Source organism: Streptomyces sp. NPDC030814, assembly GCF_055572155.1.
The window spans coordinates 1-20,606 of record NZ_JBVIDX010000038.1 but is presented as its reverse complement, the minus strand read 5'-3'; the positions used below and the strand labels follow the sequence as shown (position 1 = coordinate 20,606).

The window sequence follows — 20,606 nt, the reverse complement described above, 5'->3', positions numbered from 1 at the left end:
CGAGACTATCGGCCCGCACCGGCGTACTCGTCCGGCGGTTCGTCCCCGAACGGCTCCGGGGACTCCCGCGGCCCGAAAGGATCCTCGGAGTCCGGCTCCTCCAGGAGCAGCCGTTCCAGCGCCTCCCGGCCGGGCAGGTTCCCCGGTCGTACGACGTCACCCGTTCGTACGTACAGGAAAGCGGCCCCCACGGACTCCGGGTCCACGCCCTGCTGCTCGGCCCAGGCCAGGCGGTAGAGCGCGAGCTGGAGCGGATCGGCGGTGCGGGCGCGGCTGGTCTTCCAGTCGACGATCTCGTACGTCGTCGTCCCGTCGTCGCCGGTGTTCCGGTAGACGGCGTCGATACGGCCGCGTATGACGCGTCCGGCGATCCCGAGCTGGAAGGGCGCCTCCACGCGGTACGGCGTGCGGTGCGCGTACGAGGTGCGTTCGAAGGCCTCCTTGAGTGCCTCCAGATCCCGCTCGTCGGCGATCTCGGCCTCGCTGCCGGGCAGGTCCTCCGGCTCCAGCATGGGCAGCCGCAGTTCTTCGAAGCGGGCCTCGACCCAGGCGTGGAAGCGGGTGCCGCGGCGCGCGGCGGGCTGCGGCGGGCGCGGCATGGGGCGCGCGAGTTCCTGCGCGAAGCCGTCGGGGTCGGCGGCGAGGCGCACCAGCTGCGACGCGGTCAACGACGCCGGCAAAGGTACGTCGGTGACCTTGGCGCGGGCGCGCAGGAGCTCTCCGGTGAGGGCGTCGAGGTCCCGGTCCCAGGAGGCGATGGTGCGGGCCTCTTCGGGGGTGAGGTCGTCCTCGGCGGGGTGCCTGCGGGCGTGCGGGACCGATGGCGTGCGTGCGCCGTGGTCCGGGGGCGAGGTCTCCGCCGGGCGGTCGGTCGTCCAGGAGTCCCAGTCGGTGGCGTTCTCGTCGGGGAGGTCCTCGGGGAAGTCGTCCGGGTCGTCCTGCGGCGGGAGCGGCCAGTCAGGGTCCTCGTAGGCGTACGGGTCGTCCGGGCCGCCCGGGTGGGTGTCCTCGTGGGAGGCGGCGCGTTCCAGGTGGGCCAGTACGGTCTCGGCGGCCGCGCGGCGGCGGGCCAGGGCGGTGTCGTCCAGCGGGAGCGGCCAGGCGTGGTCGGCGGACGCCTCGTGCAGGGCGGGGTTCTCGCTGCCCTCCTGGGGTTCGTCGGCCCAGACCTCGATCTCGCCGAACCCGGCGGCGCAGTGGTCGTGCAGGGCCTTCAGGAAGTCGGACGGTCCGCGCGGACGCTTCTGTGTGGGCCCCCACCAGTGGCCCGAGCCGAGGAGCAGGGAGCGGGGGCGGGTGAACGTCACATAGCCGAGGCGGAGTTCCTCCGTGTGCTGGTGGTCCTTCATGGCCTCCTGGAAGGCCTTCAGGCCGCGGGAGTCCCAGGCCTCCACGTCGGGGAGGGTGTCGGCGTCGCCGCGCAGTTCGTGCGGCAGGACCCTGCCCTGGGCGGTCCACTTCTCGCGGCCCTGGGTGCTGGGGAAGGTCCCGGTGACGAGGCCGGGCACGGCTATGACATCCCACTCCAGCCCCTTGGACTTGTGCGCGGTGAGCACCTTGACGGTGTTCTCGCCGCCCGGCAGGGCGTTGTCGAGGCCCTTCTCGTACTGGGCGGCCGTGCGCAGGAAGCCGAGGAAGGCGAGCAGGCTGGCCTCGCCCTCGCTGTTGGCGGCGAAGGAGGCGGCGATGTCGAGGAAGTTGGAGAGCGTCTCGCGGCGACGGGCGGCGAGCGCGTGCGGCGAGGCGGAGAGTTCGACTTCGAGGCCGGTGACGGCGAGCACCCGGTGCAGGACGTCCATGAGGGGGTCGGCGAGTGAGCGGCGCAGGTCGCGCAGTTCGGCGGCGAGGCGGGCGAACCGCACACGGGCATCCGGTGAGAAGGGCAGCCCGTCGTCCTCCCCCTCGGCTTCGAGCGGCAGTTCGAGGAACGTGTCGAGTGCGTCGGCCAGCGAGATCACCTCGGCCGGGTCGACGCCTTCGACGGCGGCGGCGAGCCGACGGTCCGGATCGTCCTCGGCGCCCACGCGCGCGTGCGACACGAGAAGCCTGGCCCTGCGTCCCAGGAGGGCGAGGTCGCGGGGGCCGATGCGCCAGCGCGGGCCGGTGAGCAGGCGGACCAGGGAGGCGTTGGCGCCGGGATCCTGGAGGACCTCGCAGACGGCGACGAGGTCGGCCACCTCGGGGAGGTGGAGCAGCCCGGACAGACCGACGACCTCGACCGGGATGTCGCGGGCGACGAGCGCGCCCTGGATGTCGGCGAAGTCGGTGGCCGTACGGCACAGGACCGCGATCTCGCCCGGCTCCTTGCCCGTGCGCACGAGGTGGGCGATCGAGTCGGCGATCCAGTCGAGTTCCTCGGCGTGGGTCGGCAGCAGGGCGCAGCGAACCATGCCGTCGCGCTCGGCTCCGGGCGCGGGCCTGAGGGCCTCCACGCCCGCGTGCATGGCGCGCAGGGGCTCGGCGAGGCCGTTGGCGAGGTCGAGGAGGCGGCCGCCGCTGCGGCGGTTCTCGCTGAGCGCCTGGCGGGTGGCCTGGCGGCCGTCGGGGTGGGCGAAGTGGTCGGGGAAGTCGTCGAGGTTGGCGACGGAGGCGCCGCGCCAGCCGTAGATGGCCTGGCAGGGGTCGCCGACAGCGGTCACGGGGTGGCCGGTGCCGCCGCCGAACAGGCCCGCGAGCAGGACGCGTTGGGCGACGGACGTGTCCTGGTACTCGTCGAGCAGGACCACCCGGAACTCGTCCCGCAGGAGGCGGCCGACCTCGGGCAGTTGGGCGAGGCCGGCGGACAGGGCGATCTGGTCGCCGAAGTCGAGGAGGTCCCGCTCGCGCTTGGCGGCGCGGTAGCGGCCGACCAGCTCCGCGAGTTCACGCCGGGCGGCGGCCGCCTCGGGGACCTTGCGGAGGTCCGCGTTGGAGAGCTTGGCGCTCTCCAGGTCGCGCAGTAGTTCGGTGTCGTACGCGCGCAGTTCCTCGGGGCGTACGAGGTGTTCGGCGAGTTCGGAGTCGAGCGCGAGGAGGTCGCTGACGAGGTCCGGGAAGGAGCGGGTGAGCGCCGGGTACGGACCCGGGGACTCGCGGAGCACCCGCGCGGCGAGTTGGTAGCGGGTGGCGTCGGCGAGGAGCCGGGAGGTGGGCTCCAGGCCGATGCGCAGTCCGTGGTCGGTGAGGAGGCGGCCCGCGAAGGCGTGGTACGTGGAGATGACGGGCTCGCCCGGCGGGTTGTCGGGGTCGATCACGTCCGGGTCGGTGATGCCCGCCTTGACCAGGGCCTTGCGCACCCGCTCGGCGAGTTCGCCGGCCGCCTTGTTGGTGAAGGTCAGGCCGAGCACCTGTTCGGGGGCGACCTGTCCGGTGCCGACCAGCCAGACCACGCGTGCGGCCATCACCGTGGTCTTGCCCGAGCCGGCTCCGGCCACGATCACCTGCGGGGCGGGCGGCGCGATGATGCAGGCCGTCTGCTCCGGGGTGAACGGGATCCCCAGGAGCTCCTTGAGCTGCTCGGGATCACTGATACGGGCTGACACCCAAGAGAGGCTAGCGTCGGCCACTGACAGCGGATGCCGGATCACCCTCCGGGTCGGGAGAAGCGCTGGTCAGCACGTGTGATGCTGTGGGTCACGCGGTCACTCGACGACGTGACGGCCCTCCGGGCGGGCACTGCAGGACGCCCGGAAAGCGCAGTGTGCGCAGTGTTGTCCGGCGGTCGGGGAGAACCGCTCGTCGAGGACCTTGCCGGCGGCGTTGGCGAGGAGCCCGCCGACCCACTCACCCTCCAGGGGGCCCTGAGCCTGCACCTTGGGAAGGGTCTCGCCGCCGTTCTTCTTCGCGGCGCCCTGCCGCAGCTGGACGAGTTCGGCGCCTCCCGGGTCGGGCCGTGCGCCGCCGAAGGGATCGTCGACGGCCCCCTCGCGGACCGCGAGCTGGTAGACGGCGAGCTGCGGGTGGCGTTCGACCTCGGCGGCGGTCGGCGCCTGTTTGCCGGTCTTGAAGTCGACGACGTAGGCGCGGCCTTCGGTGTCGGTCTCGACGCGGTCCATGGAGCCTCGGATGCGCACCTGGTAGTCGCCCGCCTCAAGGGTCACGTCGAAGTCGTGCTCGCTGGCCACGGGGGTGCGTCCGGCGCGGAGCCCATTCGAGTCGACGTGCCACTTCAGGAAGCGTTCGAGCGCCACACGCGCGTGCTGCTTCTCCTGTTCCGACTTCCAGGGCGCGTCGAAGGCGAGCGCGTTCCACACGGAGTCGAGGCGCTCCATGAGGACGTCGAGATCGGCGGGGGTGCGTCCGGAGGCGACCTCGTCCGCGAGTACGTGCACGACGTTGCCGAAGCCCTGGGCAGCGGTCGCGGGCGCGTCGGCCTTGACCTCTCGGCCCAGGAACCACTGCAGGGCGCAGGTGTTGGCGAGCTGGTCGAGGGCGCTGCCGGACAGCACGACCGGCTGGTCGCGGTTCCTGAGCGGGACCTTGCTCTCGGTGGGCTCGAACATGCCCCACCAGCGGTACGGGTGTGCCGAGGGCACGAGGGGACGGCCGTCCTCGTCGCTCAGGGCGGCGAGCCTGGCAAGTCGCCGGGCGGCGGCCTCCCGCAGCGCGTCCGAGACCCGCGGGTCGACCGTCGTGGCACGCAGTTCGGCCACGAGGGCAGCCACGGAGAGCGGGCGGCGGGGGCGGCCGGTGACGTCCTTGGGTTCGACACCGAGCTCGGCCAGGAAGCGGGAGGGCTGGTCCCCGTCGTCGGCAGGGGCCTTCACAGCGGTGACGACGAGGCGTTCACACGCACGTGTGGCGGCCACGTAGAACAGACGCCGTTCCTCGGCGAGCAGCGCTCCCGGGGTGAGCGGTTCGGCGAGACCGTCACGGCCGATGCGGTCCGCCTCCAGGAGCGAGCCCCGGCGGCGCAGGTCCGGCCAGAGCCCCTCCTGGACACCTGCGACGACGACCAGGCGCCACTGGAGGCCCTTGGAACGGTGCGCGGTCATCAGACGTACGGCGTCGGGGCGCACCGCCCTTCCGGTGAGAATGTCGGCGGCGATGTCCTCGGCCTCGATCTCCGCCAGGAAGTTGAGCGCGCCGAGACCTCCGGTGCGTTCCTCCGCGCGTGCCGCGGTGGCGAACAGCGCGCACACGGCGTCGAGGTCCCGGTCCGCGTTGCGGCCGGCCGCGCCGCCGCGCCGGGCGGCCCGCTCCAGACGCCTGGGCCACGGCGTGCCGTCCCACAGGTCCCACAGCGCCTCCTCGGCCGTACCGCCGCCGGCGAGGCGCTCCCGCGCCTTCCGCAGCAGCGCGCCGAGGCGTTGCGCGCCCCGTGCGTACACCGGGTCGTGCGCGACGAGCCGCTCCGGTTCGGCCAGGGCACGGGCGAGTAGTTCGTCCGAGGGAGGCGGTACGGGGTTGCCGCCGGCCCGTTCCTCCTCGCGCAGGGCGCGGCCCAGGCGCCGCAGATCGGCGGTGTCCATACCGGCGAGGGGGGAGGCGAGGAGGGTGAGCGCGGTCTCGGTGTCCAGCCAGCACGGACGCGGCTCGGGATCGCCGGACGACTCGTGGGACTGCGCCGCAGCGGCGTCGGGCCCGTCGTCTCCTTCCAGTCCTTCCTGCCCTTCCGGCCCTTCCGGCGCTTCCGGCCCTTCCGGCGCTTCCGGCCCTTCCGGCGCTTCCGGCCCTTCCGGCGCTTCCGGCCCTTCCGGTGAGCCGCCCTTGCCGGTCCCCTCGGCCTCTTCGGAGTCCACAGGCTCGTTGGCTGCCGTCGGTCCGGTTTCCCCCAGCTCCGCCCGGGCGACCGCCCGCAGGGCCGTCAGCAGGGGCTGTACGGCCGGTTCGTGACGGAGGGGAAGGTCGTCGCCGTCGATCTCCAGGGGTACGCCCGCCGCCGTGAGGGCGCGCCGCATCGAGGGGATCGTGCGGGCACCCGCGCGCACCAGGACGGCCATCTCGCCCCAGGGGACACCGTCCTCCAGATGGGCCCGGCGCAGGACGTCCGCGATGTTGTCCAGTTCCGTGCCCGGCGTCGGGTACGTGTAGACCTCGACGCGGCCGTCGTCCCGTACGGGTCGGAGCTCACGGTGGGCCCGTACCTTCTCCGCCGGGAGGCGGGTGAGCGGCATGCGCTGGGTGAGCAGTCGGGTGGCTGCGAGCAGAGCGGCCCCCGAGCGGCGGGAGGTCCTGAGGACGGCGACCGGCGCCTGGCGCCCGTCCGCGCACGGGAAGGCGGCCGGGAACTCCAGGATGCCGTTCACATCGGCGCCCCGGAACGTGTAGATCGACTGGTCGGGGTCGCCGAAGGCGACCAGGGTGCGGCCGCCGCCCGCGAGGGCCCTCAGCAGCCGTACCTGCGCGGGATCGGTGTCCTGGTACTCGTCGACGTAGACCGCGTCGTACTGCCCGGCCAGGTGCTCGGCGACGGCGGGGCGGGCGGCGAGGAGCACGGCGCGGTGGACCAGTTCCGCGTAGTCGAGGACCCCTTGCAGGTCGAGGACGTCGAGGTACTCGGCCAGGAAGGCGGAGGCGGCGCGCCAGTCGGGACGGCCGATGCGGTCGGCGAAGGCCCGCAGGTCGGCAGGGGCCAGGCCCAGTTCGCGGCTGCGGGCGAGGACCGCGCGGACCTCGTCGGCGAACCCGCGCGTGGTGAGGCAGGCGCGCAGTTCGTCCGGCCAGCGCACATGCGCGAGGCCGAGGCGCTCCAGGTCGGGCTGGCCGGCGAGCAGCTCCCGGACGGCGACGTCCTGTTCGGGACCGGACAGCAGCCGCAGCGGCTCGACGAACAGGTCGCTGTCCTGGTGGGCGCGGACCAGGGCGTAGCAGAACGAGTGGAACGTGGTGGCCCGGGGGGCGCGCGCGGCGCCCATGCGCAGCGCCATGCGGTCGCGCAGTTCGACGGCAGCCTTGCGGCTGAAGGTCAGGACGAGGACGCGCTCGGGGTCGGCTCCGCGGGCGATGCGGGCCGCCACGGACTCGACGAGCGTGGTCGTCTTTCCGGTGCCCGGACCTGCGAGAACGAGCAAAGGACCCGTCTCGTGGTCAACCACGGCGCGCTGCTCCGCGTCCAGATGAGGGGGGTTCGTTCGGACCGGTGGGGTACGCACCAGTCGGTAAGCGCCACGGCTCCCCTGCCGCACCTGGGCGTGCGGCGGGCGTCTGGTGGAGGAAGAGGAGCTCACGTGGTTCGCCGGTCCTGGTGGGTGTGCTGGTTGCCCTGCCCCTGCTCGTGGAGAGCGGTGGCCGCGGGGTGAGGGGGACACGTGCAGCCGACGCTACGCCGACGGAAGGTGCGGAAGCAGTGCTTCCTCTTGTTCCCTCCCGACTCACGCGGCACGTGCGTCCCTCGACCCACGAACGTACGGCATGCCACCGACGTGCCCCGCTTCCCCCGTGCGGGGGTGCCTCGGAGCGCGTCGGACGGGGCATGCCGTCAGGTGTGATCTTCCGCGCGCTCACCGCCGTCCCATCGCGCCCGTCTCATGTCGATACGCGGCACATGACCCTCGGCGGCGCGACTCGCCTCGCGCAGGGGCGTCCCCTCCGAGCGGTAGTGGCGCAAGGCCCTCAGTTCCTGGCCTGGGAGCAGATGGCCGTCCGCGCGGACCACACGCCACCACGGCACGGCACCTCCGTAGAGGGCCATCACACGACCCACCTGCCGCGGGCCGCCCTCCCCCAGCCACTCGGCGACGTCCCCGTACGTCATGACCCGCCCGGGCGGGATCAGCTCGGCGACCTCGAGGACCCGCTCCGCGTACTCCGGCAGGGCGTCCACCGGAAGGCTCTCCTCGCTCATCCGGCCCATCCTGCCCCACCCCACCGACAATGGGACGTGGTGGCCCACGCGTGCGTCCCTCGCCCCGAGGACCGTCTTCGGGCAGACTGTGCGCCCCCGCATTGCACCCTGATGCCCCTGTGTGCCCACCGGGCATGCCACCATCGTGCGGGCGGTGACTGGTGATACGAGACCAAGAAGAGACGATGAAGCAGCAGAGCGTGCACCCCGATGACCCGGCGGGCACCTCTGACGCCTCGTCGCGCCCGGACGCCGCCGACGGGGACGACAAGGGCGCCGCCACCGCCGACCGGAAGGACCCGGCGAGCACCCCGCACCCGGACACATCGCCGCCGAACGTGACGCACGATGAGCAGCCCGGCGGCACGTCGTCGCCGGCGGTGCCGGATGCCGACGTCCCGGACGAGGGTCATACCGAAGCGGTCGAGGGCGACGAACCGCTGCTCCCCGCGCGCGTGCACCGCCCCTCGGACCTCATGAGGCTGTCGGTCGGCATCCTCGGGATCATCGTCCTGCTGGCGATCGCCGCGTTCGCGCACGGCACCACGGCCGGCCTCGAACAGGACATCAACAAGGGCACGGGCCAGGCACCCGACCTGATGATCAAGCTCGCGGGCCTGGGATCGAGCATCGCGATCCTGCTGGTACCGGTCGCCTTCGCGATCGAGCGACTGGTCAAGAGGGACGGGCTGCGCATCGCGGACGGCGTGCTCGCGGCGGTCCTGGCACACGGGGTGACACTGGCGACGGACCTGTGGGTCGCCCGTACCGCCCCGGACTCGATCCAGGAGGCGCTCACCCAGCCCTCCCCCGGCGACATCCACGCCCTCACGGACCCCGTGCACGGCTATCTCGCGCCGGTCATCGCATACATGACAGCCGTGGGCATGTCCCGCAGACCCCGCTGGCGCGCGGTGCTGTGGATCGTGCTGCTGCTGGACGCGTTCTCCATGCTGGTCGCCGGCTACACGACACCGTTCTCGATCATCCTGACGGTGCTCATCGGGTGGACGGTCGCCTACGGGACGCTCTACGCCGTCGGCTCGCCGAACGTGCGCCCCACCGGCCGGACCCTCATGGCGGGCCTCAGGCGGGTCGGCTTCAAGCCGGTGAGCGCCGCCCGCGAGGAGGCCTCGGACACCGCGGAAGGCGGCGACCGGGGCCGCCGGTACTTCGTGACGCTGGAGGACGGTCCGCCCCTCGACGTCACCGTCGTCGACCGGGAGCAGCAGGCGCAGGGCTTCTTCTACCGCGTCTGGCGGCGGCTGACCCTGCGAGGCATCACCACGCGGCGCAGCCTGCAGTCCCTGCGCCAGGCACTGGAGCAGGAGGCACTCCTCGCCTACGCGGCCATCGCCGCCGGCGCCAACGCCCCCAAGCTGATCGCCACCTCCGAGCTCGGGCCGGACGCCGTGATGCTCGTCTACGAGCACACCGGCGGGCGCACTCTCGACTCCCTGTCGGACGACGAGGTCACCGACGAACTGCTGCACGACACCTGGGCCCAGGTGAAGGCCCTGCAGTCGCGACGCATCGCGCACCGCAGGCTCGTGGGTGACGCAATCCTGGTGGATCGTTCCGGCACGGTGATCCTGACGGATCTGCGCGTCGGTGAGATCGCGGCCGGAGACCTGGTGCTCCGCATGGACGTCTCCCAGCTGCTGACCACCCTGGGGCTACGCGTGGGCGCCGAGCGGGCGGTGGCGTCGGCGGTGAGCGTCCTCGGCCCCGACGCGGTGGCCGCCTGTCTGCCGATGCTGCAACCCATCGCGCTGTCCCGCTCCACGCGCGCGACCCTGCGCAGACTGGCCAGGGAGCGGGCGGAGCGCGAGCGCGAGGCGGTCCTGGAGGCCTCCCAGCTGGCCAAGCAGGCCCGCGCTGAGGAGCACAAGGAGGCCGCCGTCCAGCCGGGAAAGGCCGACAAGAAGACGGTACGAGCCGAGCAGCGGGCGGAGAAGCGGGCGATCGACGAGGCCCTGGAGGAGGCCCGCGAGGAGGACCTGCTCACCCAGATCCGCCACCAGGTGCTGCTCATCAGGCCGCAGGCGCCCGTCGAGCCGGCCAGGCTGGAACGGGTCCGGCCGCGCACGCTGATCAGTTTCATCGCGGGCGCCATCGGCGCGTACTTCCTGTTGACGCAGCTGACCCACATCGAGTTCGGGCCGCTCATTCAGAACGCAGAGTGGGGCTGGGTCGCCGCGGCGGTGTTCTTCTCGGCGCTGAGCTATGTGGCGGCGGCGATGAGCCTGCTGGGCTTCGTGCCGGAGCGGGTGCCTTTCCTCCGGACGGTGGCGGCGCAGGTCGCCGGGTCGTTCGTGAAGATCGTCGCGCCGGCGGCGGTGGGCGGTGTGGCCCTCAACACCCGGTTCCTGCAGCGGTCGGGGGTGCGGCCTGGGCTCGCGGTGGCCAGCGTGGGCGCGTCACAGCTGTTCGGGCTGGGCTGTCACATCCTCATGCTGCTCGCCTTCGGCTATCTCACCGGCACCGAGAAGACTCCGTCCCTGTCGCCGTCCCGCACGGTCATCGCGGGCCTGTTGACGGTCGCGGTGCTCGTCCTGGTGGTGACCTCGATCCCGTTCCTGCGGAAGTTCGTCGTGACGCGTGTGCGGTCGCTCTTCGCCGGTGTCGTGCCGCGCATGCTCGACGTGCTGCAGCGGCCGCAGAAGCTGATCACCGGAATCGGCGGCATGCTGCTCCTGACCGGCTGCTTCGTGATGTGCCTGGACGCCTCGATCCGCGCCTTCGGCGACGAGAACGCCTCGATCAGCATCGCCAGCGTCGCGGTCGTCTTCCTCGCGGGCAACGCGCTGGGCTCCGCTGCACCGACTCCCGGCGGTGTGGGAGCGGTGGAGGCCACCCTGACCGTCGGCCTCATCGCCGTCGGTCTCCCCAAGGAGGTCGCGGCGCCCGCCGTCCTGCTGTTCCGGCTGCTGACGCTGTGGCTGCCCGTGCTGCCGGGGTGGCTGGCCTTCAACCAGCTGACGCGCAAGGGTGCGCTCTGAGAGCTGTCCCGTAAGAACGGAGGGTTCGCCTTCACGCGCGCGTGAAGGCGAACCCTCCCGTCTCACCCGCACGGCCCGCGCCCCGAGCGTGCCGCTCGGGGCGGCTTCAGGATGAGGGCATGCCCACGTCGTTCCGGCAGCGTGCCGTCGCCCTGACCGCCATCGCCGTCCTGCTGTCCTGGTCGGCGGCGGGCTGCGGCGACGAGCCCGAGGGCAGGGACGAGGATCTGACGACGCAGAAACCGGACTGGAAGGACTGCCCGGCACCCTCGGCCTCCGAGGGCGGCGGCCCCGCCCCCTCACCGCTGCCGGACGGCGACCCCTGGCAGTGCGCGACCATCAAGGCCCCCCTCGACTGGGACGATCCCAAGGGCGACACGATCGACGTCGCGCTGATCCGGGTGCGGTCGAGCGGCGGCCGGGACCGGCGGATCGGCTCGCTCGTCTTCAACTTCGGCGGTCCCGGGGGCTCGGGCGTCAAGTCCCTACCCGCCTTCGCCGACGACTTCGCCGACCTGCGCACGCGCTACGACCTGGTCAGCTTCGACCCGCGCGGAGTGGGTCGCAGCGCGGGCGTCGAGTGCGAGGACGACGAGGAACTCGACGAGTACTTCCAGCAGGACCAGACGCCGGACGACGCGTCGGAGCGGAAAGAACTCCTGGACAGCACGAAGACGTTCAACGCGGCTTGTAAGGACAACTCCGGCAAGACCCTCCCGCATGTGCGCACCACGGACGCCGCGCGCGACCTGGACCTGATGCGCCAGGTCCTCGGCGACGACAAGCTGCACTACTTCGGCGTCTCGTACGGCACCGAACTCGGCGGGGTCTACGCCCATCTGTTCCCCAAGAAGGTGGGCCGGGCCGTGTTCGACGCGGTCGTCGACCCGACCCGGACACCCGAACAGAACACGCTCGGCCAGGCCGAGGGCTTCCAGCGCGCCCTCGGCAACTTCGCGAAGGACTGTGTGTCGAAGGCCGAGGAGTGCCCGGTCGGTGACTCCGCGCAGGACGTCCAGACTCGCGTCCTGGCACTCCTCGAAGACCTCGACCGCGAACCGATCCCCGGCGTCTTCCCCCGTGACCTGACGGAGTCCGCAGCGACCACCGGTATCGCGCAGGCCCTGTACTCCCAGGACTTCTGGCCCTACCTGACCGAAGGACTCGAACAGGCGTACAACGGGGACGGGCGACCGTTGATGCTGCTGGCCGACTCGATGAACGGGCGCAGCGAGAACGGCGAGTACAGCAACCTGACCGCGGCGAACATCTCCATCAACTGCGCCGACGACAAACCGCGGTACACCACCAAGGACGTGGAGGCGAAGCAGGGCGAGTTCCGGGCCGCCTCTCCCGTCTTCGGCAACTGGCTCGCCTGGTCCCTGCCCACCTGCACCGACTGGGCCGTCGCCGGCGCGGCCGACCATCCCGACGTGAGCGCGCCGGGCTCGGCGCCGATCCTCGTGATCGGCAACACGGGTGATCCCGCCACGCCGTACGAGGGCGCGCGGAGAATGGTGGAGGCGCTCGGGCCGGGAGTCGGTGTCGAGCTGACGTACAGGGGGCAGGGGCACGGTGCGTACGGCAGCGGGAACGCTTGCGTGAAATCGGCCGTGGACGGCTATCTGCTCACGGGCAAGATCCCGAGAACCGGCTCGGTCTGCACCTGAAGCCGCAGGTCAGGGCGTTATCCACAGGCACCGACGCTTGCACGGAAGTCCGCATACCATGGCATGACTGCCATTCACGACATCCGGCTGGTGGTGTCGTAAGGGGGGATTTGCCCATGACTCGACGACTACGGGGAGCGGCTCTGGCGGCGGGGGTGCTGCTGGTCGCCGGCTGCAGCGCAGGCTCGGACGCAGGCAAGGACGAAAGCGCCTCGCCCCCTTCCGCGCTCCCCGCGCAGAAGCTCGACTGGGAGCGCTGCGAGGCGACGCCGGACGGGCCGCCGCCGGGTGACGACTGGCGGTGCGCGACGCTGAAGGTCCCGCTGGACTGGTCGAAGCCGGACGGCGAGACGATCGGGCTCGCACTGATCCGCAGCGAGGCGACCGCCGACAAGAGCGAACGGCTCGGCTCGCTCCTGTTCAACTTCGGCGGACCGGGCAGCTCGGGCGTCTCCATGATGCCTTCGTACGCCGGCCTCACGAGCGAACTGCACAAGCGGTACGACCTGGTGAGCTGGGATCCGCGCGGTGTCGCCGGGAGCGAGGGCGTGCGCTGCCGCAGCGACAAGGAGATCGAGGCGGCCGAGTCGGTGGACGCCACCCCGGACGACGCCGCCGAGGAGACGGCCTTCTTCAAGGACGCGGCCGACTTCGGCGACGGCTGCGAGCGGGCCGCGGGCGAGCTCCTGTCCCGCGTCTCGACCACCGACACCGCCCGCGACATGGACCTCATCCGCCGGGCGGTCGGCGACCGGAAGATGCACTACTTCGGTATCTCCTACGGCACCGAACTCGGCGGCGTCTACGCCCACCTGTTCCCGGAGCACGTCGGCCGCCTGGTGCTCGACGCGGTCATCGACCCCACCGCCGACACGGTGGGCCACGCGAAGAACCAGACACTGGGCTTCCAGCGCGCGCTCGACAACTACCTCAGGTCGACGGGCCAGGACCCGAAGAAGGGCACACGGAAGATCGCGGACCTGCTGGAACGGATGGACGCAGAGCCCCTGCCGACGGCTTCAGGGCGGAAGCTCACCCAGACCCTGGCGATCACCGGCATCATCCTGCCGCTCTACAGCGAGCAGAGCTGGCCCGGCCTGACGAGCGCGCTCGACGCTGCCGAGGACGGCGACGGCACGGAACTACTGGCCCTGGCCGACGGTTACAACGAGCGCGACCCCTCGGGCCACTACGGCACGACGACCCACTCGCAACGCGTCATATCGTGCTTGGACGACAAGCAGCGGCCGACCCCGCAGGAGACAGAGACGCTGCTTCCCGAGTTCCGGGAGATCTCGCCCGTGTTCGGGGAGTTCCTGGGCTGGGACACCGCGGGCTGGTGCCACGACTGGCCGGTGCCCGGCCTGACGGACTCACCGGAAGTGAGCGCGCCGGGGGCCGATCCCGTTCTGGTGGTGGGCAACACCGGGGACCCGGCGACGCCGTACGAGGGCGCCCTGAAGATGGCGCGGGAGCTGGGCGAGGACGTCGGAGTGGTGCTCACCTGGAAGGGCGAGGGCCATGGGGCGTACGGCAGCGGCAGCAGCTGTGTCGACTCGACGGTGAACGCGTATCTGCTGGCCGGGACCGTGCCGAAGGACGGGAAGGTCTGCGCGTAGTCGCGGCCCTGACGGAAAGAGGCCCGGCACGTGTGGTGCCGAGCCCCTCCGTCGAAGGCGTCCGCCCGCCGGCGGCGGGGACGGAACTAGTAGACCGGCTTGTCCGGCTCGATCTGGTTCACCCAGCCGATCACGCCGCCACCCACGTGGACGGCGTCGGAGAAGCCGGCCGACTTGAGGACCGCGAGGACTTCCGCACTGCGGACACCCGTCTTGCAGTGCAGGACGATCTTCTTGTCCTGCGGGAGGCTCTCCAGTGCGGAGCCCATGAGGAACTCGTTCTTCGGGATCAGCCGGGCACCGGGGATCGAGACGATCTCGTACTCGTTGATCTCGCGGACATCGATGATGTCGATGTTCTCGCCGTCGTCGATCCACTCCTTGAGCTGCTTGGGAGTGATCGTCGAGCCCGCGGCCGCCTCCTGGGCCTCCTCCGATACGACGCCGCAGAAGGCCTCGTAGTCGATGAGCTCGGTGACGGTGGGGTTCTCGCCGCAGACCGCGCAGTTCGGGTCCTTGCGAACCTTGACCTGGCGGTACTGCATCTCGAGGGCGTCGTAGATCATCAGCCGGCCGACGAGGGGCTCACCGGTGCCGGTGAGGACCTTGATGGCCTCGGTGACCTGGATGGAGCCGATGGACGCGCACAGCACACCGAGGACGCCGCCCTCGGCGCAGGAGGGGACCATGCCCGGCGGCGGGGGCTCCGGGTAGAGGCAGCGGTAGCAGGGACCGTGCTCGGACCAGAAGACGGAGGCCTGGCCGTCGAAGCGGTAGATGGAACCCCAGACGTACGGCTTGTTCAGCAGTACGCACGCGTCGTTGACCAGGTAACGGGTCGCGAAGTTGTCCGTGCCATCGACGATCAGGTCGTACTGACTGAAGATGTCCATCACGTTGTCGGCCTCGAGCCGCTCCTCGTGAAGGATCACGTTCACGTACGGGTTGATGCCGAGGACGGAGTCGCGCGCGGACTCGGCCTTGGAGCGGCCGATGTCGGCCTGGCTGTGGATGATCTGACGCTGCAGGTTCGACTCGTCGACCTCGTCGAACTCCACGATGCCGAGCGTGCCGACGCCCGCCGCGGCCAGGTACATCAGCGCCGGCGAACCCAGGCCGCCGGCGCCCACACAGAGCACCTTGGCGTTCTTCAGCCGCTTCTGCCCGTCCATCCCGACGTCGGGGATGATCAGGTGGCGGGAGTACCTGCGGACCTCATCTACGGTGAGCTCGGAAGCGGGCTCGACCAGGGGTGGCAGCGACACGGGGACTCCGTTGATCGGTCAATCACTACAGTTGTTCTCCCCGTAACACTGCCACGCCCTTTTTCATTCCGAGACACCCGTTCCAACAAGCGAGACAATTTCGTCCCAGTAGCCGGGCAGTGCCGCCCAGGGGTCGGCTCGACCGCCGTTGTCCGTGCGGTCGGTGAAGTAGATCGTGGCGGCGCCCTGCCAGCGGGCAATGCGCAGCGCCTCGTCTAGGTGGACGCGGGGCACACCGTGGACGAAGTGGCAGAAGCGCTCGGGAGGATGGTCGGCGGTCCATTCGGCCACCTGCGACCAGCGGTAGTCGCTCCAGGGCCCGGAGAAGGTCACCAGCTGGTCGGCGCTCTCGGCATATCCGGGATGGGGATGGGTGCCGTGGCCGAGGACTATGTGTCCCCCGCCGAGGAGCGAGCGGAGCGTGAGGACCGTGCGGCTGATCTCGGGGAGTGCTCCGCGCTCGGTGGGACAGCGGTCCAGGAGGTAGCCGTCGACCCGATACCAGTCGAGGTGGCGGTGGGCGTCGGCGACGATCTCACCGAAGGGGCGCGCGCCGTAGGTCACGTCGAGGTGGCCGAGGACGCGGACGCCGGCGTTGCGCAGCCGCCCCGCGGCTTCCAGGCAGAGCGGGTCGGGGCGGGTGCCGGGTCCGTCGGAGACGTTCAGGACGACCCAGTGCAGCGGAGTCCTGGGGCGGGTGAGTTCGCCCCATTCCAGCGGAGCGACAAGGGGGTGCGCATAGCCGGGGATGCCGAGGCCGGCGCTCAAGCCGGTGCTGGCGGTGCCGGACGCGGCGGAGGTCAGATACGGCACGCCGCCTCCATCCAGATGTCGGCGAGGGACTCCTCCAGGTTGATACGGGGCCGCCAGCCGAGCCGGTCGCGGGCGGTGCGGACGTCGGCCTGCTGCCAGCTGCCGCAGCCGTCCGGGTAGGGGTAGGCCACCTGGGGGGTGTGGTCCGGTTCGGGCCGGGGGTGGCCGATGGTCGGCCGGAGGGGACCGGGCGGGGTGTCGAGTTCGTGCAGGGCGCCGCCGTAGCCGGCGACACGGGCGAGGACGGCGGCGGCGTCGCGCAGGCGCACGGCCCGGCCGGACCCGATGTTGATGACACCCTGGGCGGCGGAGAGCGAGGCGGCGTGGACGGCGCGGGCGACGTCCCGTACGTCGACGAAGTCGCGCTGGACGCCGAGGCCGCCGAGTTTGAGTTCGCCGTCGCCGGACTGCATGGCGCGCCGCATGGCCTCGGCGAGGCGGCCGAGCGGCGAGCCGGCAGGGGTGCCGGGCCCGGCGGGTGAGAAGACCCGGAGGACGACGGCGTCCAGGCCGGAGCCGAGGACGAGTTCGGTGGCGGCGAGCTTGCTCACGCCGTACGGGCCGCCGGGGCGGGGCACGGCGTCCTCGGCGGTGGAGGAGCCGGGCTGGCTGGGGCCGTACTCGGCGCCGCAGCCGATCTGCACCAGGCGGGCCCCGCAGCCGCTGCGGCGCAGGGCCTCGCAGACGGTGGCGACGGCGACGGTGTTGTGCCGGGTGAGTTCGCGGGCGCCGCCGCGGGTGGCCCCGGCGCAGTTGATGACGACGCCGGGGTGGACCGCGTCCAGGAAGCGGGTGAGCGCGCCGGGGCTGCCGGTGGCGAGGTCGAACCGTACGTCGGCGTCGTCGCCGCGCCCGAGCGCGGTGAGCTGGACGGCCGGGTCGGCGAGGAGGCGCTCGGCGACGAAACGGCCGAGGTATCCGTTGGCTCCGATCAGCAGGACCCTCATCGGGCGGCTCCCGGGGCGGACTCTCCGGTTCGGGAGGTGATCATCTGGCGTTCTCCTTAGGGGGTGGTGCCGTGGGTGATGAGGTGGGCCCGCGGTGTCGGCCCCGCGGGAGGTGGTGCGCGCGACGGATCCCGCGCACCGGTGGGGCTCGGCTCCGGGAGGTGGCCTGTGGCCACCGCGCCGTGGACCGGCCGGGGCGTGTCAGGTCGCCCCCGGGGGGCGGGCGTGGGCCGAGGCCCGGGTGAAGGTGCGTGTGGCGTGGACGAGGAGGAGGAGCGCGGCGATGCCGCAGACCAGGGCGGGGACCGCGCCCGGTCCCCAGGCGTCGGTGACCTTCCGGACGGGGACGGCGAGGAGGGAGCAGCCGGGCAGGCGGCTCGCGAAGACCGTGGCCAAGGCGCACACCTCGGTCAGCGCCGCTGTGCACAGGGCGACGGCCGGGGCGTGCGGGAAGCCGTGCGCGGTGAGGAGACGGGCCAGCAGAAGCAGCGCACCCAGGGCGACTGCCCCCCTGGGGACGGCCGGCTCGTCCAGGAGCGCGCCGCACAGGGCGAGCAGGGCGACCAGGGCGCACAGGTACAGGGCGAACACTCCGAGGAGCAGAGGCTTCATGGAGTCGGCGAAGTCGGCGAGGCCGCGGCTCACGCCGAGCTTGCGGCGGGCACGCACGGAGAGGAGGTGGGCGCACCACAGTGCGGGAGCGCAGCCCAGGGCGAGGGCCAGGACGGGTGCGGTGGCCAGGGGCCAGGGACCGTCGGGGCCTCCCGCGAGTCCGGCGGCGAGCAGACCGTCGCCGAGGAGGGCGTACGCGATCAGCCAGCAGGCCCATGTGCCGCCGCGTTCGGTCGAGCCGGCCGGGACGCGGAGCGGGCCGCGTCGGAGGGCGGCGCGCAGACCGAGTGCGACCGCGAGGGCGCCGACGGCGGCGACCGCGAGGCGGGGTTGGCCGTGGGTGAGTCGTACGCCGGCCACGGCCGCCGCGCACAGGGCGCCCGGGAGGAGGGCGAACACCGCCCAACCGCCCCCGTGGCCGGTCGCGGCGGGCATCGGTTCGCGTTGCGGGGCTGTCTCCGCGTCGCGGGGTACGCGCGCGTACATCTCCTCGGCGAGCGAGAACACGTCGCGGTGCCGGAACCGGGCGGCCGTGCGGTCGGTGACCCCGTGGGCCTCCAGCCCGGCGGCGATCTCCAGCGGGTCCACGGCCCGTTCGCACAGCTCCCGGTGGCGGTCGATCAGGGCTTTCACGGGGTCGACGGCCCCGCTTCGCGGGGTGGCCGCGGGTTCGGGGCTGGTGTGGTCTTCGTCCTGTGGTGGGGTGAGGCCGTCGTCGGCGTTGCGAGGCGGTGCCGGCAGGCCTGGCACGGCCTCGGCTTCGGCCAGGTCCTCGGGACCGGCCGCGTCGAGGACGGCCGGTGGGTCCGGCGGAGCTGTCGACGGCGATGAGGGCCGTACCCCCGGTGCCGCCTCGGCCTGCGAGGAAGCCCCCGGCTCCGGGGGACTCGACGCGACGGACTCGTCCGGCCCGTCCCATGTCTCAAGACCGTCCAACCGCAGCTCGCTCATCGCGCTCCCTCCCCCGCGGGCACCGGCTCGCCGGTGGCTGCCGGAGGCGTTCCCGTGACGCGGACGGGGTCGTCGACCGCCCAGCGGGGGCGACCGGCGACGACTCCGCCGAGGCCCGCGAACCCTGCGACCCCCGCGACGCCCGCCACGCCGAGGCCGCCCGTCACCGGCCGGGTCTCGGTCCAGCGGCCGGGGACGTGCGCCTCGGCCGGGGCGCCGAAGGGCAGTGGTTCGCCGGTTTCGTCGAGGACGACCTTCCGTACCGGGGCGTGGGAGACGACGTCCAGGTAGATGCCGCGAAATGCTTCGACGTTCTGCTCGACCGTGAAGAGTTCGAGGGCGCGGGCACGGGCTGCCGCGCCGAGGCGCGCACGGCGCTCGGGTTCACGCAGGAGCGCCACGCACGCTTCCGCCAGCGCCTTCGGATTGCGCGGCGGGACGACGAGTCCCGTACCGCCGATGACCTCGACGACCGCCCCGGCATCCGTGGACACGGTGGGCCGTCCGCAGAACATGGCCTCGACGAGACTGATGGGGAACCCCTCGACGACACTCGACAGGACGACGACGGCGCCGGACGCGTACGCCTCCGCCAGGTCGGGGACGGCGGGGTCTCCGATCTCCTCGAAGGAGACGGGATGGTCACCGACGGAATGGACGCCGTCGGCCTCGCCGGGGAAGAGCTGGGCGGCCAGCGCCATGCAGTGACCGAGGTACGCGGCCCCCTCGGCGCCCGCGGCCGCTCCGACGATTCTGAGCCGGGTCTTCGGTTCCGCTCTTCGGATCTCGGCGAAGGCGTGCAGCAGGGAGATCAGGTCCTTGGCCGGCTCGATACGGCCGACCCACACCAGGGTGTGTGGATCCGCGCTCTCCGGCGACTCCCCCACCTCGGCGAAGCGGGACGCCTCCATGCCGGGATAGACCGTGCGGATCTTCGCGCGATCGGCACCGCAGCGCTCCTGCCAGCGCCGGGCGTGTGCGTTGCCGGGGGTGAGGCAGGTGGCCCGCCGGTAGACCTCGGCGGTGAGATGCCGGTGAAAGGCCGCGAGAAGGGCGCGCACCGGCGCGTTGCCGGAGGCCCCGAGGTAGTGGGCGCGCAGGGGCACCCCGTACTCGGTGACCAGGAGCGGCACCCCGTGGAAGTGACCGGCCAGCAGACCGGGCAGTGCGGCCGAGCCGCCGGCCGCTGCGTGGCACAGGTCGACAGAGCCGAGCCCGTCGTCCTCGTACCAGTCGAGCGAGAGGGGGCGCAGCGCGCGTTCGAGGTGCGCGGCGACGGTCAGCAGATCCGGTACACGGGCCTCGCGCGCCGCGCCGAGTGCGCCGGGCGCACGACAGGCGCGTTCCAGTGTGTGGACAGCGGCCTCCGAACGCATGGCGCCCACCAGCCCGCCCTCTTCGCGGGCCAGCTCGGCAAGCACGTACAGGGCGTTGCCGAAACGGTCCGCCTCAACGCCGGCGCCACTGCCGGAGGCTTCCCGCATCTCGGGCGCCACTGGGGAGCAGATCACCGACGTCAGTTCGCCGTATGCCTCCGCGAAGCGCCGTCGCGCCCGTCGGCCGTGGACCACACCGTCGTCCTCGACCGTCCACAACGGCGCTGTCCGGACGCGCCTGACCTGTGGCGGCAGCGGGACCCAGCCCTCGTCCTCCTGGCGCTCGTCACGACTGAGCGCGTAGACGTCGAACTCGTGTCGCTCCAGCCCACGCACGAGTCGGTCGCACCAGAGCCTGGCGTCACCGCTCACATACGGATAGCCACCCTCCGTAAGCAGTCCGATGCGCACGTGTGCACCCCCGATCTCCCGTTTGGGGAGCCGCCGTTCACCCGGCGGCTCGCAGCGGGACGAACGTATGCGGACAAGGCGGTGGGGGGGGGGGGGGGGGGGGGGGGGGGGGGGGGGGGGGGGGGGGGGGGGGGGGGGGGGGGGGGGGGGGGGGGGGGGGGGGGGGGGGGGGGGG

The 20,606-nt window shown here is 72.3% G+C and carries 11 protein-coding genes; 3 read left to right on the top strand and 8 right to left on the bottom strand.

The features are described 5' to 3' along the window. Nucleotides 1-5 precede the first annotated feature (5 nt). The 3 genes from ACZ43N_RS40120 to ACZ43N_RS40110 form a co-directional block, all read right to left on the bottom strand. Nucleotides 6-3,521, bottom strand: a complete 3,516-nt coding sequence (locus tag ACZ43N_RS40120; RefSeq protein WP_468104451.1) for a UvrD-helicase domain-containing protein — start codon at nt 3,519-3,521, stop codon at nt 6-8. Between the two features lie 99 nt (nt 3,522-3,620). Next, entirely contained in the window at nt 3,621-7,148 is a 3,528-nt protein-coding gene (locus ACZ43N_RS40115) for an ATP-dependent helicase (protein WP_468104449.1), read from the bottom strand. Nucleotides 7,149-7,399: 251 nt separating this feature from the next. After that, on the bottom strand, nt 7,400-7,765 hold the full coding sequence (locus ACZ43N_RS40110; protein WP_468104447.1) for an MGMT family protein: 366 nt from the start codon (nt 7,763-7,765) through the stop codon (nt 7,400-7,402). 185 nt (nt 7,766-7,950) lie between these two features. Between ACZ43N_RS40110 and ACZ43N_RS40105 the strand changes: the two genes are divergently transcribed. From ACZ43N_RS40105 to ACZ43N_RS40095, 3 genes are all read left to right on the top strand, one after another. Next, on the top strand, nt 7,951-10,767 hold the full coding sequence (locus ACZ43N_RS40105; protein ID WP_468104445.1) for a lysylphosphatidylglycerol synthase transmembrane domain-containing protein: 2,817 nt from the start codon (nt 7,951-7,953) through the stop codon (nt 10,765-10,767). 119 nt (nt 10,768-10,886) lie between these two features. Further along, on the top strand, nt 10,887-12,437 hold the full coding sequence (locus ACZ43N_RS40100; RefSeq protein ID WP_468104443.1) for an alpha/beta hydrolase: 1,551 nt from the start codon (nt 10,887-10,889) through the stop codon (nt 12,435-12,437). A 116-nt stretch (nt 12,438-12,553) separates the two neighbouring features. After that, a complete protein-coding gene (locus ACZ43N_RS40095; protein WP_468104441.1) occupies nt 12,554-14,056 on the top strand; it encodes an alpha/beta hydrolase in 1,503 nt (500 codons plus the stop codon). A gap of 86 nt (nt 14,057-14,142) precedes the next feature. On the opposite strand, the gene moeZ is transcribed toward ACZ43N_RS40095, so the two are convergent. The 5 genes from moeZ to ACZ43N_RS40070 form a co-directional block, all read right to left on the bottom strand. Beyond that, nucleotides 14,143-15,321, bottom strand: coding sequence for an adenylyltransferase/sulfurtransferase MoeZ (gene moeZ / locus ACZ43N_RS40090; protein ID WP_055514434.1), 1,179 nt, complete (start codon nt 15,319-15,321; stop codon nt 14,143-14,145). A 63-nt stretch (nt 15,322-15,384) separates the two neighbouring features. Beyond that, the gene (locus tag ACZ43N_RS40085; RefSeq protein ID WP_468104439.1) at nt 15,385-16,134 is read right to left on the bottom strand and encodes a spherulation-specific family 4 protein; all 750 of its coding nucleotides are present in this window, start codon (nt 16,132-16,134) and stop codon (nt 15,385-15,387) included. Next, complete coding sequence (locus tag ACZ43N_RS40080) at nt 16,122-17,081, bottom strand: NAD-dependent epimerase/dehydratase family protein (RefSeq protein WP_468104437.1); 960 nt, start codon at nt 17,079-17,081, stop codon at nt 16,122-16,124. Before ACZ43N_RS40080 ends, ACZ43N_RS40085 begins: the two co-directional genes overlap by 13 nt. A gap of 201 nt (nt 17,082-17,282) precedes the next feature. Then, nucleotides 17,283-18,644: a hypothetical protein gene (locus ACZ43N_RS40075; protein WP_468104435.1), complete on the bottom strand. Its 1,362-nt coding sequence runs from the start codon at nt 18,642-18,644 to the stop codon at nt 17,283-17,285. Continuing rightward, the gene (locus ACZ43N_RS40070) at nt 18,641-20,431 is read right to left on the bottom strand and encodes a DUF3492 domain-containing protein (RefSeq protein WP_468104434.1); all 1,791 of its coding nucleotides are present in this window, start codon (nt 20,429-20,431) and stop codon (nt 18,641-18,643) included. The genes ACZ43N_RS40075 and ACZ43N_RS40070 overlap by 4 nt, the downstream gene beginning before the upstream one ends. Nucleotides 20,432-20,606: the final 175 nt, after the last annotated feature.